Origin of the sequence: Microbacterium maritypicum MF109, from assembly GCF_000455825.1 — a bacterium.
GTDB classification, from domain to species: Bacteria; Actinomycetota; Actinomycetes; order Actinomycetales; family Microbacteriaceae; genus Microbacterium; species Microbacterium maritypicum_A.
Genome location: NZ_ATAO01000124.1, coordinates 61,093 through 76,292 on the forward strand (window position 1 = coordinate 61,093; position 15,200 = coordinate 76,292).

The 15,200-nt window shown below is 69.5% G+C and carries 13 protein-coding genes and 1 other RNA gene; 3 read left to right on the forward strand and 11 right to left on the reverse strand.

Annotation, left to right across the window (positions count from 1 at the left end; translation table 11 throughout):
• Positions 1–33: 33 nt before the first annotated feature.
• From L687_RS28145 to ffs, 5 genes are all read right to left on the reverse strand, one after another.
• Entirely contained in the window at positions 34–1,254 is a 1,221-nt protein-coding gene (locus tag L687_RS28145; RefSeq protein WP_021199144.1) for an acetate/propionate family kinase, read from the reverse strand.
• Positions 1,251–3,383, reverse strand: coding sequence for a phosphate acetyltransferase (gene pta / locus L687_RS28150; protein WP_021199145.1), 2,133 nt, complete (start codon positions 3,381–3,383; stop codon positions 1,251–1,253). The genes L687_RS28145 and pta overlap by 4 nt, the downstream gene beginning before the upstream one ends.
• A gap of 65 nt (positions 3,384–3,448) precedes the next feature.
• Positions 3,449–4,171, reverse strand: coding sequence for a hypothetical protein (locus tag L687_RS41530; protein ID WP_021199146.1), 723 nt, complete (start codon positions 4,169–4,171; stop codon positions 3,449–3,451).
• On the reverse strand, positions 4,168–4,776 hold the full coding sequence (locus L687_RS28160; RefSeq protein WP_021199147.1) for a rhomboid family intramembrane serine protease: 609 nt from the start codon (positions 4,774–4,776) through the stop codon (positions 4,168–4,170). Before L687_RS28160 ends, L687_RS41530 begins: the two co-directional genes overlap by 4 nt.
• A gap of 83 nt (positions 4,777–4,859) precedes the next feature.
• Positions 4,860–4,956, reverse strand: an RNA gene (gene ffs / locus L687_RS42130) — signal recognition particle sRNA small type.
• A 143-nt stretch (positions 4,957–5,099) separates the two neighbouring features.
• Here ffs and L687_RS28165 point away from each other — a divergent pair.
• The 3 genes from L687_RS28165 to L687_RS28175 are packed head-to-tail and all read left to right on the forward strand — an operon-like array spanning position 5,100 to position 9,545.
• A complete protein-coding gene (locus L687_RS28165; RefSeq protein ID WP_021199148.1) occupies positions 5,100–6,089 on the forward strand; it encodes an AAA family ATPase in 990 nt (329 codons plus the stop codon).
• An 11-nt stretch (positions 6,090–6,100) separates the two neighbouring features.
• On the forward strand, positions 6,101–7,291 hold the full coding sequence (locus tag L687_RS28170) for a DUF58 domain-containing protein (RefSeq protein ID WP_021199149.1): 1,191 nt from the start codon (positions 6,101–6,103) through the stop codon (positions 7,289–7,291).
• Positions 7,278–9,545: a transglutaminase family protein gene (locus L687_RS28175; protein WP_021199150.1), complete on the forward strand. Its 2,268-nt coding sequence runs from the start codon at positions 7,278–7,280 to the stop codon at positions 9,543–9,545. The genes L687_RS28170 and L687_RS28175 overlap by 14 nt, the downstream gene beginning before the upstream one ends.
• A gap of 4 nt (positions 9,546–9,549) precedes the next feature.
• On the opposite strand, the gene trhO is transcribed toward L687_RS28175, so the two are convergent.
• Genes trhO through mpaM form a run of 6 tightly spaced genes read right to left on the reverse strand, consistent with a single transcriptional unit; the run spans position 9,550 to position 15,174 of the window.
• Positions 9,550–10,440: an oxygen-dependent tRNA uridine(34) hydroxylase TrhO gene (gene trhO, locus L687_RS28180; RefSeq protein ID WP_021199151.1), complete on the reverse strand. Its 891-nt coding sequence runs from the start codon at positions 10,438–10,440 to the stop codon at positions 9,550–9,552.
• Between the two features lie 9 nt (positions 10,441–10,449).
• The gene (locus L687_RS28185) at positions 10,450–11,211 is read right to left on the reverse strand and encodes a hypothetical protein (RefSeq protein WP_021199152.1); all 762 of its coding nucleotides are present in this window, start codon (positions 11,209–11,211) and stop codon (positions 10,450–10,452) included.
• On the reverse strand, positions 11,208–11,936 hold the full coding sequence (locus tag L687_RS28190; protein ID WP_021199153.1) for a hypothetical protein: 729 nt from the start codon (positions 11,934–11,936) through the stop codon (positions 11,208–11,210). The genes L687_RS28185 and L687_RS28190 overlap by 4 nt, the downstream gene beginning before the upstream one ends.
• On the reverse strand, positions 11,933–12,649 hold the full coding sequence (locus L687_RS28195) for an ATP-binding cassette domain-containing protein (protein WP_021199154.1): 717 nt from the start codon (positions 12,647–12,649) through the stop codon (positions 11,933–11,935). Before L687_RS28195 ends, L687_RS28190 begins: the two co-directional genes overlap by 4 nt.
• Entirely contained in the window at positions 12,630–14,360 is a 1,731-nt protein-coding gene (gene mpaP, locus L687_RS28200; RefSeq protein WP_323131857.1) for a daptide biosynthesis intramembrane metalloprotease, read from the reverse strand. Before mpaP ends, L687_RS28195 begins: the two co-directional genes overlap by 20 nt.
• Entirely contained in the window at positions 14,347–15,174 is an 828-nt protein-coding gene (mpaM, locus tag L687_RS28205; RefSeq protein ID WP_021199156.1) for a daptide-type RiPP biosynthesis methyltransferase, read from the reverse strand. The genes mpaP and mpaM overlap by 14 nt, the downstream gene beginning before the upstream one ends.
• Positions 15,175–15,200 lie beyond the last annotated feature (26 nt).

The window sequence follows — 15,200 nt, forward strand, 5'->3', positions numbered from 1 at the left end:
GGGGTAACCCCTGCGGGAGGATCGGCGCAGCGATCAGAGCAGCTCCGCCGTCTGTCGCGCGATCTGCAGCTCCTCGTCGGTCGGCACGACGAGGACGGTCACCGGGGAGGCATCCGTGGAGATCCGGCGGATGCCGCGCTCTCGTGCCGCATTCCTGGCGGGGTCGATCTCCACACCGGCGAAGCCGAGCGTCGCCATCGCGCCGGCGCGTACCGGCGCGGCGTTCTCGCCCACGCCGGCGGTGAAGGAGATGACGTCCACTCCCCCCAGCTGTGCGATGTAGGCGCCGGCGTAGGCGCGCAGCCGGTGCACGTACACGTCGAACGCGAGCATCGCCGCGTCCTCCCCCGCCTCGACGCCCGCGAGGATGTCGCGCATGTCGCTGCGCCCGGCGAGACCGGCGAGTCCGCTGCGGGTGTTCAGCAGAGAATCGAGGTCGTCGATCGACAGCCCGGCGCGGCGCGACAGGTGCACGAGCGCGGCCGGATCGATGTCGCCCGAGCGCGTGCCCATGACGAGCCCCTCGAGAGGGGTGAGCCCCATCGAGGTCTCCACCGAGCGGCCGCCGTCGATCGCGGTCACCGAGGCCCCGTTGCCGAGGTGGAACACCAGCTGCCGGAGATCCCCGAGGTCACGACCGAGGAACGCGGCGGCGGACTCGCTGACGTACTGGTGACTCGTGCCGTGGAAGCCGTAGCGGCGCACCCGGTGCTCCGCGGCGAGCGCCGCATCGATCGCGTAGGTGTAGGCGGCGGGAGGGAGGGTCTGATGGAAGGCCGTGTCGAACACCGCGACGTGCGGAACGTCGTCGAACACGGCGCGCGCGGCGAGGATGCCGGCGAGGTTCGCGGGGTTGTGCAACGGTGCGAGCACCGCGAGCTCGTCGATCTGCCGCTCCACGTCGGCATCGATCAGAGTAGGGGCGTAGAAGCGGGCGCCGCCGTGGACCACGCGGTGCCCGACAGCGACGGGGCGATGCTCGTCGAGTGAGGGACCGTGCGTGACGAACTGCTCGCGCATCACCTCGAAGGCGGCGGCGTGATCGGCGATCGGCCTCTCACTGCGGTAGGTGGCGTCGAGCATGGTCGGCACGGCGTCGCCGTCGACCGCGGGGCGCACCGTGTGCGCGACCGGGCTGATCTCCTGACCGATGCGCTCGATCAGCCCGCTCGCGAGCAGATTCTCCTGCTCGATGTCGATCAGGCTGTACTTCAACGAGGAGGAGCCGCTGTTGATGACCAGGATGGCGCTCATGCCGCCTCTCCCGCCTGCTCGGCTCCCTGCGCCTGGATCGCCGTGATCGCCACCGTGTTGACGATGTCGTCGACGAGCGCACCGCGGGAGAGGTCGTTGATCGGCTTGTTGAGCCCCTGCAGCACCGGGCCGATCGCGACGGCGCCGGCTGAGCGCTGCACGGCCTTGTAGGTGTTGTTGCCGGTGTTCAGGTCGGGGAAGACGAACACGGTCGCCCGTCCGGCCACAGCGGAGCCGGGGAGCTTGGCCTTGGCCACCGCCGCATCCGCGGCGGCGTCGTACTGGATCGGCCCCTCGACCGGGAGCTCGGGCGCCCGTTCGCGCACGAGGGCGGTGGCGGCGCGCACCTTGTCGACGTCCGCACCGGATCCGGACTCCCCCGTCGAGTACGACAGCATCGCCACGCGCGGATCGATGCCGAACTGCCGGGCGGTCGTCGCGGAGGAGATCGCGATGTCGGCGAGCTGCTCGCTGGTCGGGTCGGGGATCACGGCGCAGTCGCCGTAGACGAGCACGCGGTCGGCGAGCGCCATCAGGAACACGCTGGAGACCACGTTCACCCCCGGCTTGGTCTTGATGATCTCGAACGACGGGCGGATCGTGTGGGCGGTGGTATGCGCGGCGCCCGACACCATGCCGTCGGCGAGGCCGAGGTGCACCATCATCGTGCCGAAGTACGACACGTCGGTCACCGTGTCCGCCGCCTGGGCGAGCGTGATGCCCTTGTGGGCCCGTAGCCGGGCGTACTCCGCGGCGAAACGCTCGACCAGCTCGGGATCGGTCGGGCTGAGCACCTGGGCCGCCGTGATGTCGATGCCGAGTTCGACGGCGCGGGCGCGGATGGTTGCCTCGTCGCCGAGGATCGTCAGGTCGGCGACCTCTCTCGCGAGCAGCGTGGCCGCGGCGTGCAGGATGCGATCGTCGTCCCCCTCCGGCAGCACGATGCGGCGGCGGTCCCCGCGTGCGCGTTCGATGAGTCCGTACTGGAACATCAGCGGAGTCACCACGTGAGCCTCGGCGAGACCGAGCTGCTCGGTGAGCTCGGCGATGTCGACATGCGCCTGGAAGAGGCCGAGCGCACGGTCATAGCGGCTGCGCGAATCGGCGGAGATGCGTCCGCGGGTGCTCATCACGCGCACCGCCGTGTCATAGGTGCCGAGATCCGTCGTGATGATCGGCACCGACGAGGCGAAGCCGTCGAGCAGTCGCACGATCGGCTCCGGCAGCGGAAACGGCCCGTTCAGGATGATGCCGGCGATGCGGGGGAAGGTGCCGGACGAATCGGCGAGCAGCGCAGCCAACAGTACCTCGGTGCGGTCGGCGGGGATCACCACGACCGCCTCCTCGGTCAGTCGGGGCAGCACGTTCACCATCGACATGCCCGCGACGACGATCGTCAGCGCCTCCCTCGTGAGACGATCGTCGTCGCCCTTGAGCAGCGTGCCGTCGACGGCCGCGAGGATGCCTCGGATCGACGGCGCGACGAGAGCACGGTCCTCGGGGATCGCCCATACCGGCGTGCTCTCCGCGGGGAGCGCGGCATGCACCGCCTCGATGATGGCGTCGAGCGCCTCCGGGTCGGCGCGGTTGACCGCGACGGCGAACAGCTCCGCCCGCTCCTCCGTCAACTCGGACAGGGCGAGCGCCGCGATCTGCGCGATCGCGGCGGCCGACCGCGCCGTGGTGGTGCCCAACTGCTCGGCCTGGCGCTGCTGGTCGCGACCGCTGAGAACGAGGAGCACCGGGGCTCCGAGGTTGGCGGCGATCCTGGCGTTGAAACCGAGCTCCGCAGGGCTGGCCACATCGGTGTAGTCGCTGCCGATGACGACGACGGCATCGCACTGGGCCTCGACCGCCTTGAACCGCGCGACGATGGTCGACAGGGCGCCCTCCGGGTCGGCCCTCACATCGTCGTAGGTGACGCCGATGCAGTCCTCGTAGTCGAGGTTCACCCCGTCGTGCGCGAGCATCAGTTCGAGGATCTCGTCGCGCGCGGTGACCGAGCGGGCGATCGGACGGAACACGCCCACCCGCGGCGAGACGCGCATCAGAGCGTCGAGCGCCCCGAGGGCGATCGTCGACTTTCCGGTATGGCCTTCGGCCGAGGTGATGTAGATGCTCTGCGCCACGACTTCAGCTTAGGCGCGGCATCCATGAACGCACCGAGCGTCTCACCGGGTCAAATGCCGCGACGTCACTCGCACGGTCCGGACATCGCATCGACGACCGCCGTGGCATCCGCCTGGAACCGCGAGTAGTAGTCGCGGTCGGTGTTGATCTGCACCCGGTGGATCGCGTGGGAGGGCTCCATCGTCTGCCAGTCCGGGAGCCGTCCGAGGCGATCGAAGAACAGCGTCGTCGCGGTCGCCGGATCCATCCGCTGCTCCACGCTTCCCCACCACTCCTGCTGCTGGAAGAGTCCGATGCTGGTCGTCCGGGTTCCATCGGGGTTGGTGAATCCGCGCGTCTCCCAGTCGCCGTAGTCGATGTTGCGCAGGCTGCTCTCCCCCATCGCCGTCATCACCCCGAGGATCTGCCCCTCACGCGCGTAGCCGAGAACCGCGGCGGTGCGGATGATGGTGGCCGCGTTCTCGAGCTGCTCACCACTCCATCCCTCGATGCCCTCCGCAGGAAACGTCTGCGGGCGGTCGATGCAGATCGGCGCGGGATCGCGCGCGAGCCCCAGGGGGATGAGCACGAACAGACCGACGGCGACGACGACGGCGCCCCCGGAGATCAGGATGCGCTGCAGGATCTTCCGCCGGCGCAGACGATTCGCCGCCTGCCGTCGCGCGCCGGGACCGCGGCGTTTCCTGGTCTTCTTGGTGTTCGTCGTGCTCTTCGTGCGCGTGCCTCTGGTTGCCGGCTTCTTCGTCGCCGGCCTGCGTCCGGCCCGCGATGCCGGTGCGGCGTTCATGGCGCGAGGGCTCCGCCGGTTCGCGGCCGGCGGCCGGCGAGGGCGGCGATGCCACCTCCGATGGCCCCGAACAGATGCCCCTGCCAGGAGATGCCGTCGGCCACACCGAAGACGCCGGCCAGCATCGAGCCGCCGTACAGCGCGATCACGACGATCGCGATCACGGCGTACAGGATGCGGTGCGCCACACGGCCGGGGGCGAACACCCGCATCACGACGTACCCGAAGTAGCCGAAGACCAGCCCGGACGCCCCGACCGTCAGAGTGCCGGGAGCGTTGAACACCCAGGTGCCGATGCCCCCGACGACGGCGACGATCGCGGTGACGGCCCAGAACCGTCGCGTGCCCTCGACCGCGACGAGACAGCCGAGCACCAGGAACGGGACGGAGTTCGCGATGAGATGCTGCCAGTTCGCGTGCAGGAGCGGCCCGAGCACGATGCCGCCGAGTCCGGAGACGTCCCAGGACCGCAGCCCGAATCCGGTGAACGAGCCGGGGAGGATCGCGTCGGCGAACTGCACGACCCACATCGCGACGAGCAGCAGCACCGGCGAGGCGAATCGGCCGAGCGGATGCTGCGTCTGCGGCGGCGGGGTGACGGTCACCGGACGATTGTCGCAGGTGCAGCCACGAGAGGGCTGTGCGCCCGGGGCGAGAAGCCCGCACACGAACGAGACGCCCGCACAAAGAAAATGACTCTCCGCGCACCCAGCAGAGCCCGGTTACCCTTGCTGCGTTTCCGCCCTGGGGGAATTGGCCTGGATGCCGCCACGCGGAGAGCCGTCAACCATCCTAACCCGACCGGCGCGATGGTCCGAACCGCGCACGTCTCCACGAGCATCCTCAGGGGAACCTGCCAGAGCGGCGCACCCCGTGCAGGGTTACGATCGAGTCACGCGCACCGCAGCGCCGACGTGAGAGGGAACGCATGCCAGAGAACGCCCCCCTGACCCCGGTATCGATGGATGCCGAGAGGTTCGCCGCACAGACGTCTGCGATCCTCGGCTCGATCGGCCAGGTCATCGACGGCAAGCCGGACGCGGTGCGCAGCGCTCTCGTATGCCTCCTCGCCGAGGGGCACCTGCTGATCGAAGACGTTCCAGGGGTCGGCAAGACCATGCTCGCCAGGGCCCTCGCCGCGAGCGTGGATGCGACGGTGCGCCGCATCCAGTTCACGCCCGATCTGCTGCCCGGCGACGTCACGGGGGTGTCCGTCTACAACCCCGTGGATCGCGAATTCGAATTCAAGCGCGGCGCGGTGTTCGCGCACATCGTGATCGCCGACGAGATCAACCGCTCCTCCCCCAAGACGCAGTCCGCTCTGCTGGAGGCGATGGAGGAGGGGCAGGTCACCGTCGACGGCTCTACGCACCTGCTGCCCCAGCCGTTCCTGGTCGTCGCGACCCAGAACCCGCTGGAGATGGAGGGGACCTACGCCCTGCCCGAAGCGCAGCGCGATCGGTTCATGATGCGGATCTCGATGGGGTATCCGGATGCCGCCGCCGAGGCTCTCATGCTGCGCCAGCGTGATGTCGTCAGCCCCCTCGCGGCCGTGTCGCCCGTCGCCGACGCGGCGTCCATCGCCCACCTCATCGCCTGGGCGCGCTCGGTGCACGTGGCCCCCGCGCTCGAGGAGTACGCTGTCGCGCTCGCCCAAGCCACCCGCTCCGACCCGAACCTGCATCTCGGTGCGAGCCCTCGGGCCACCCTGCAGCTGGTCAGGGCCGCGAAGGTGTGGGCTGCTCTCGACGGACGCGAGTACGTGATCCCCGACGACATCACCGCGCTGCTCATCCCTGTGCTGGCGCACCGCCTGCTCCCGGCCAGGGGCGCACATCGCGCCGGCGCGCAGCCGGTCGAGGCCGCCCTCACCCAGATCGTCGAGCGGGTGCGTGTCCCCGTCGCGACGCGTTCCTGACAGACCTCATCATGCGAAGACGTCGATCCCTCACCGGCCGCGGTGCCGGAGCGCTCGTCGCCGCGCTCGGCTGCATGATCGCCGCGAACCTCCTCGGCACGCGCGTCCTGCTCTACATCGGCGTGCTGCTCGCGGCCGTCACGCTCTTCTCCCTCATCGCGGTGCGATTGCCACGACGATCCGGAACGGTCACCCGCCAGATCTCGACCGATCTGCTGACCGTGTCCGAGACGTCACGAGTGACGGTGCGGTTCTCGCTGCGAGCGATCCGGGTGCCGCGGGGGCTCTGGCACGATGTGCTCCCCGACGCGGTCTCCGGAGACTCCGGCGGTGAGTATCCCCCCGAGACCGGCCAGCTGACGTACCTCATCACCGGTGTTCGACGCGGCGTCTGGCCCCTCGGGCCGCTGATGCTGCGCACAGTCGACCCGTTCGGTCTGGCGCAGCGCGAGCAGGCATTCGGCGAGACGAGGAGCGTGACGGTCGTTCCCGAGGTGTTCGCGCTCGCCCCGCTGGCCGTGCGTGTCGGTGCCGCCGGCGGCACCGCCCACACCTCCTCCACCCGGCTCGGGCAGGGAAGCGACAACCTCTCGCCCCGCGGATACATCCCGGGCGACTCGATGCGCCGTATCCACTGGCGGGCGACCGCGCATCGCGGTCAGTTGATGGTGCGTCAGGAAGAGGAGGAGTCCAGCCCCGACGCAGTGGTCGTGCTCGACCGCAGCGGGCGCCGTTGGGACGCACCGGGCACCGACGAGGATCCCGCCTTCGAAGCAGCGGTCTCCCTGTGCGCCTCCGCGGCCGTGCACCTCGCATCGGAGGGGTACAGCGTCGACGTTCTCGACAGCGCAGGAACGCTGCTCGGCGCGCTTCGCGGGCATGAAGACGATCGCGACGGTCTGCTCGCTGCGCTCGCGACGGTCACCCCGCGCGGAGAGAGCCGTGACCTGATGGCGCTCGTCGGCGGCACCCCGCCCGGTCCGCTCGTCTACATCACGGGCCGCCTCGACGAGGAGGATGCGGCCCTGCTGCGTTCAGCAGGTGCCGCTGCACCGATGCTGTTCAGCACAGAGCTGCTCCCCGGCGCCACCGAGGCCTCCGTCCGCCATGGATGGACGGTGGCCCCACTCGGGGACGACATCCCCGCGGCGTGGGAAGACGCCGTCTCGGCCCGGATCGGGGTCGGCGATGTTCCGCGCTGAGCAGGCCCCGCCGGCGCCGACCGTCGCCACGCGCAGGCCGGCCTTCTGGCACCGCGACCACGAGGAGCCGGCCGGCATCGTCGGCCCCGGCGCACTCGCGGCGATGGCGGCGCTCACGGCGATGTGGCCGTTCACCTCGGTGATCGGCCCCGGGGCGTGGTCCTTCACCGTGATCGCCGTGATCGTCGCCGTGGCGGGCACCGGGATGCTGACGCGACACCTGCTGCGGCGACGAGCGGCGTGGGCGCAGGACATCGTCACCTTCGCCGTGCAGATCGTGGTCGCCATCGCCGTCGTGACGCTGCTCGTGGCCAGCGACACCGCCATCTTCGGGATCGTCCCGACATCGGCGACGCTGACGCTGTTCGGCGTGCTCGGGGCCTCCGCCGTCGAGGCCGTGGTGTTCGGATCCGCGCCGTTGGATCCCTCCCCCGGCCTCGCGGCGGTGATGGGCATCGGCTTCGCGGTCGTCGCGATCCTCCTCGACCATCTCGTCGCGCATCGTTCGGCCGTGCTGGCCGTCCTCTTGACCGGCGTCATCGGCGCCGTGCCGATGATCGTCACGCTCGGCGACACGAACGTGGCCTGGTTCCTGCTCTTCGGCGTGGTCGCCCTGCTCCTCCTCCGCTACACCGCACGCCGGCATCCGGAATCCCCGCGCCGCTCGTCGACGTCGTTGGCCGTCGCGCTCGGAGCCGCCGCGCTGGCGACGACAGTGGCCATCGCCCCGATGATGCCCGTCACCGCGAGCCTCGCCGGCAACGGGGTCGGCGTCACGGTCGACGCCTCGCTGCGTCTCGGAGACGACCTGCGCCAGCCCAATCCGGTCGAAGTCCTCACCGTTGCCGCGAAAGGCGACACGGCACCGTACCTGCGTCTGACCACGCTCTCGCGCTTCGACGGCCGCGTCTGGCAGCCAGACGACGGCGACCTGCAGGCGCAGAACGACGGATTCGGCCCCCCGGAATGGGGCGAGGACATCGCGACGGAAGAACAGAACACCTCCATCCGCGTGCTGCGGATGTCGAGTTCCTGGCTCCCGGTGCCCTATCCCGCCACCGCTGTGCAGGGACTCAGCAATGCCTGGAGGATCGCCCCCGAGAATCGCACGCTGTACTCCCGCGGCGCGGACGCCGTCGGGAACGACTACACGGTCACGTCGTCGAGATTGATCCCCACCCTCGAGCAGATCCGCGCGATCGATGCCGCCGCCCCCGTCGTCGATCCCGATGCCGAACCGGTCGAGCTCCCCGGGATCATCGGTGAGCTCGCGGAAGACGTGACCGCGGCGGCGAGCACCGACTACGACCGGCTCATCGCGCTGCAGAACTGGTTCCGCTCGCAGTTCGCCTACTCGCTGGAGACCCCGGTGGAGGAAGGCTTCGACGGCACCGGGGCGGAAGCCGTCGCGGAGTTCCTCGAGGCGCGGTCGGGATACTGCGTCCATTTCGCGGGGGCGTTCGCGTTGATGGCGGAGAGCCTGGGCATGCAGGTGCGCATCGTCGTCGGATACCTTCCCGGTTCGCTGACCGACGAGAAGCGCGGCAGCGAGTCGGTGTTCTCCGTGACCAGCGACCGGCTGCACTCCTGGCCGGAGGTGCTGTTCCCCGGTATCGGATGGGTTCCGTTCGAGCCCACCGCGTCTCTGGGTGTGCCCACCGCCTTCCGCCCCGGAGCGACTCAGGGTGGAGGTGCCGGAAGCCCGTCCGCCCCGGCCCCGACCACGGCACCGCAGGCCGAGCAGACCTCGGGTCCCGAGATCGACCGCAACGATGCCGGCGGCGACGCGGCCAGCGGCGACGACCTGCGCCGCCTCGACCCGACGCCGGTGGTCTTCACAGCCGTCGGCATCGTCGTGCTGCTCCTGCTTCCCGCACTGATCCGGCTCGTGGAACGCCGAGCGCGGCTGAACAGGGCACGTCGAGGAGATTCCGCTGCGGCATGGGCGGAACTCCGAGACACCCTGATCGACCTGCAGATCCCGGTGTCCGACGCCGACACGCCACGCACGCGCGCGGCAGGACTGGTGCGCGAGCACGATGTCGGCGTCGAGGCGATGGGACGTCTGACGGATGCGGTCGAACGTGCGAACTACGCCCGCTCCGTCGATGCATCCGACGATCTCGCCGAGCCGTTGGGCGACGTTCTCACGAGCCTGCGGCAGAGCGCCGATCGGGCCACCAGGGTGCGGGCCGTGCTGATCCCGCGTTCCCTGTACGCCCCGAGAGCCGCCGAGCCCGGTGTGACGATCTGACCCGTCAGGCAGCGTGAGAGGTGCAGGGCACAGCGCCGCACTCCTCGCACACCACGAACTGCGATCGGCACGAGAGATCGGGGCAGTTCGCGGTGCGCTTGGTCGCTGCCCCGCATCCGACGCATTCTCCGATGACCGCGGCATGGTCGGAGAAGTCCACGGAGCCCCGGCCGTCGAAGACGTAGAGCGATCCGTCCCACAGGCCGTCGTCGCCGTACTTCTCGCCGTATCGGACGATGCCGCCCTCGAGCTGGTAGACCTCACCGAACCCGCGGGCGGTCATCAGACTCGACAGCACCTCGCAGCGGATGCCGCCGGTGCAGTACGTGACCACGGGCTTGCCCTTGAGGTCGTCGTAGACGCCCGAATCGAGAAGCTCGACGAAATCCCTGGTCGTCTCGGTGTCGGGGACGACCGCGCCACGGAAGCGTCCGATCTGCGCTTCGAGCGCGTTCCGACCGTCGAAGAACACCACATCGTCGCCGCGTTCGTCGATCAGACCGTGCAGTTCTTCGGGCGTCAGACGCGTGCCGCCGCCGACGACGCCGTTCTCGTCGACGCGGAGCTCACCCGGCGCGCCGAACGACACGATCTCGTCGCGCACCTTGACGCTGAGTTTGGGGAAGTCGAGGCTGCGTCCCTCGGCGTCCACACCGGTCCCCTCGCTCCATTTGATGTCGGCGTCGGCGAACGGACGGTACGAGCGGAACGAGCGCAGCCATTTCTTCAGCGCGCCGATGTCGCCGCCGAGGGTGCCGTTGATGCCGTCCTTCGAGATGAGCAGACGTCCGCGCAGTCCGAGCGCCTCACCGAGGTCTCGCTGCCAGACGCGGATGGCATCGGGGTCGGCGAGAGGAGTGAAGGCGTAGAAGAGGACGATCTTGGGTGTTGCCACCTAGGGATCCTACGTCGTCTCCGCGCCGACATCACGCTTCATGAAAGCCGCTCCCCCGGCGAGGAGCGCGGCGAGCACCCAGCCTGCGGTCGCCCAGAGCGCCAGGGAGCTCTCGAGAAGATCGTTCGGCGGGATGCCCATGGCTGACACGTCGAATCCGAGGGCTCGGAGCATCACGAGGGGCGGGAGATAGCCGGCGCCGGAGCTCCAGAACATCGTGAGGAGCAGCGCCCCGCTCATCGACATCGACACCACGAAGAGAGCGACGAGATGAACCTGTACGACGACTCCCAGCCCCATCCCCCAGAGCCCGGCGACCGCCCCGAGGGCGAGAGTCGATGCCACAGTCGCTCCATCGAGGGTCGCTCCATCGAGGGTCGCACCGCCCCGGGACACGTTCAGCGCGATCTGCCCGACGACGACGACGGTGAGCGCCACGATCGCCCCTCCCAGAGCGGCCGTCGGCATCCTGGCGACGAAGATCGTCCACCGGGGCAGCATCATCAGACGTTGCGCGATGACACCGTCCCGGCGGTCGATCGTGTATCGGAAGGAGCCGTAGACCGCCGCGAGGACCGCTCCGTACGTCGCGAGCACGACGGTGAAGGACTCGGCGAACGCGGATCGGACGCCCGCCGGGGCCTCCGCGAGGTCGGGCGGAATACTCGTCGCCACGGCGAGCGACATCAGCAGCGCCGCTGCCACCATCCCGAGGAGGACCACGTCACCGGCGAAGCTGCGCGCCTGCGCGCGAAGCGCCCGGCCGATCACGCGGCTCCCCGACGTCCCCTGAACCAGGCGATCACGACGAGAGCTGCGGCCCAGACGAGCCCGACACCGAGTGCGGGCGCGAACTCGAGCAGTCGCCCCTGGTAGCCGGGAACACCCAGCGCGGCGAGTGCCAATCCGGGCGAGAACTTCGCCACCTCGGGCGCCGTGCGCACGAGTGCGAGCTCCACGACCATCGGAAAGATGAGGACGATACCTGCCGTCAGGTAGTAGTTGCGGGTGATCCAGCCGACGGACACTCCGATCAGTGCACCGAGGACCGTGCCGGCCAGCGCGCCGGCATACAGCTGCCACGACTCCGGTGTGAGAGCGAGCGCCAGTCCGTTCCGGATCAGGATCACGGAGATGCCCCCTGTCCAGAGGACGAAGATGCACACCGACAGCGCGACGGCGGCCAACACCGCCGCGACGAGCTTTCCCCCGAAGGCGCGACGGAAGCCGACCCCGGTGAGCGTTCTGTCCATCGAGCCGTAGTAGTACTCCCGCGTGACGGAGTACGCACCGACGAACGCCGCGGAGACGACCGACCACGCGAGCGGCTCCAGCAGGCGCGCGGTGGCCGTGCCGGGATCGACACCGGCGAACTCGAAGCGGGAACCGTCGGAGACGAGCACGAATACCGGCATGAGCAGGGCCACGAGATAGACCGGCAGGACGGAGAGTCCGCTCAGTGCACGCAGCGCTTCGCTGCGGATCGCGTTCCTCATGCTGCCGCTTCTCCCACGAGATCGAAGTACTTGCTCTCGAGGGAGTCGCCGTCGTCCGTGACGAGGTCGTGCAACCGCCCCGCGAAGAGTGCACGGCGCTTGATCACGACGACCTCGTCCACGAATTGCTCGAGTTCCGCCAGCTGATGGCTGGCGACCAGCACGGTGCCGCCGCGTTCGGCGAAGCTCCGCAGGAACCGGCGAAGCCACCGGATGCCGTCGGGGTCGAGCCCGTTCGCCGGCTCGTCCAGGATGAGCGTCCGGGGTGAACCCACAAGAGCGGTCGCCAACCCGAGCCTCTGTGCCATCCCCGTCGAGAACGTCTTCACGCGACGGTCGGCATCCGCTGCGAGCCCCACCTCCTGGAGCACCTCGTCGACACGGCCCCGGGGTGCGCCGGCCGCGAGGCGGGAGATCTCCAGGTGCCTTCTCGCTGTGATGCCCAGCTCGAAGCCGAACCCGTCCATATGAACGCCCACGTGCGATGCAGGGTTGTCGAGCGCGGAGAACGGCGCACCGTCGATGACGCTGTCGCCACTGGTCGGAGTGATCAACCCCACCAGTGCCCGCAGCGTCGTCGACTTTCCCGCCCCGTTCGGGCCGAGGAGTCCGACGACCGTCCCCCGCGGCACGTCGAACGACAGTTCCTCGACGGCCGTTCGGCGCCCGTACCTCTTCGTGAGTCCTCGGACTTCAATCGCGTGGTCGCTCATTCTCTTCCTCTTCTTCTCTCTCACCCTGAAGCGCTGTCAGCGGCAGCATCACGCCTCTCGCCCAGAGCGCCTGCCACAGGTCCGTCTCACCGAGCTCGACCCGCGCCTGCCCCGTCGGGGGCAGGCCGTCGCTCTTCCCGGCGACGAGCACCTCGGCGACGACCACCGCAGGTATCGCCACCCCATCCGCGGTCACGGGAAACAGCGCGTCGAGTGGCACCGTCGTCGGCGTCGGAGGCAGCGGCCTGGCTGTGCCCTCTCCCACCGGCACGTTCGCGACGATGCCACTGCTCATCAACACGACCGGGGCGCCCGCCGGCACCTCCGCCTCGGTGTCGGCGCCTGCGCCTGCGCCTGCTCCTGCTCCTGCGCGAAGGAGCATCACCCGGCCCCCGTCTACGGAGAAGCCGAGCGTGTCGGTGACGGGTACGCGGATGAGGGCTCCGGCGGTCACGATGCTCGCGACCACCACCGCCCCGACGCACACGAACCGGAGCCGGGAGACACCCGAGCGGAGAACTCGCCGCAGGGCTTTCGCCAGCAGAGCCACACCGACGAGGACGACGACGGCTTCCAACGCGACCACCAGCAGGCCGAGGACCGGTCCTCCTCCGGCGAGCGCTTGAGCGGTGCGTGCGACGGCGAACACGACCATCACGACCGGGGCGGCAAGACTGGCGAGGCCGAACGGAACGCTCCACGCGGTGTCCAGGGCTCTGCCGATCCGCCGACCGCCGAACAGGAATCGGGTGAGGAAGTTCGAGGCGTCGCGGATGGCGCGTCCCCGGAGGTTCGGCTCGTCGAGCGCGCTCATGAGTGCGATGTACCCGTCGAACCGCACGAACGGGATCAGGTTGACAATGACGACGGCGATGCAGGAGAGAGCGAGCAGCAGCATCGCCCTGTCGGTCTCCGGCTGCGGAAGCGCGAGAGCGGCGAGGAGCGCGACGGCGGCGATGACCGCATGCACTGCGGGGCCGGCCAACGCGATCGCCACGCGTTGCGATCTCTTCGGGAGGCGCCAGCCGTCGGTCACGTCCACGAAGAACGCGGGGGTGAGGTAGAAGAGCATGAAGCCGGCACGACGGGGGCTCCCGCCGAAGCGGGCGAGGGTGAGTCCATGGGCGGCCTCATGGAGCAGCGTCGCGAGCGAGAGCACCGCGATCAGGATCAGCAGGCCGGTCAAGGGCATCGGCGTGGTCAGGACGCTCAGCAGGTCCCGCGCCTGAACGATGGCGGCCACGAGCCCTCCGCCGAGCAGCACCACCACCGATGCCAGGACCACCCGAGCCGGCAGTCGGACGATCACATGGTCCACGCGCCGGAAGAGGGCGGGAGCACGGAGCGTCGCGATCTGCAGGGTGAATGGCGGGCGGTAGGTCAGCCGCCCGGGCGGGAGGATCGCGTCGCCTCTCAGGAGTCCACTGGCGCGGAAGCGCTCGGCGAGGTCGAGGAAGTCCTCCAGCGATTCGGATGCGGCGAAGCGCAGGTGCAGGTCGCGGAGCGCGGTCTCGCCGTTCATCGCCGAGAGCAGGTCGGCGACCGACCGGGACACCCTCGACGACGGCACTCCGTGGATCGTCGCTATCCATGCCCTGTCGTCGGCCCCTTCCTCGAAAGCGACACCGGAGGCAAGGCTCGGGCATGCATCGGCAGAGAGCCGAACCCTCGCGCGGGAGCCGCGTCGACGCGGGGAGTCAGCCGGTGGCATCGTCGTCCACCGTTCCCAAGGATCCCGCCCACGACGTCGTGAGCAGGAGGATCTCCACCCCGCGGTCGGTGCGGACGGGCGACACGGCAGGTGCCGCGAAGCCCGCGTCGACGAGCTCCCCGGCGAGGACGTCATGGCCGAGCACCTGTAGGCGGCTCGTGAGCACCGTCGCTTCGAGGCCGGCCGCGATGTCGGCGACGCGCACCCAGTTGACCACTCGCGCCGCTCCGCCGTCTTCCATCTGCTGCGCGAAGAGGTAGGTCTCTTCGCCCTGCGGACCGGGGACGCCGATCTCCTGCGTTCTCGACACCGCCAGGCTCTGCGCCGCCGCGCCTCCCGCGACGGTGAAGGCGAACACGCCTCCGGTGGCGAGGTGACGACGCACACTTCCGTACAGGAGCGAGCGGCCCACACGATCGAGCAACGTGATGGATGTGGCACCGATGATCACGAGACCGTATCGCCGCCCCAGGGAGAAGTCGCGCATGTCCGCCACGACGCACTCCACCGTCGATCGCGCAGGAAGCGCTCGACGCAGGTGGGAGAGCATGTCGTCGGAGAGATCGATCGCGGTGACCTCTCTTCCCGTTCTCACCAGCGGAACCGTCAACCTCCCGCCGCCCGCGGCGATGTCGAGGATGGGGTCGTCGGTCTTCCTCGCGAGCGCCAGCACCTCTCGAATCTCTGCACGGTCGGTACCGACCAATCGCTCATAGAAGTCGGTGCCCTCCCCGGAGTACAGATCCAGCTCCCGGGGAACCGCGCCCGCGGTCTCGAGCCGCGCCGATACTGCTTCGGTGATCAAACCGGACATTCACACATCGCCTCTCAACGGGAGCG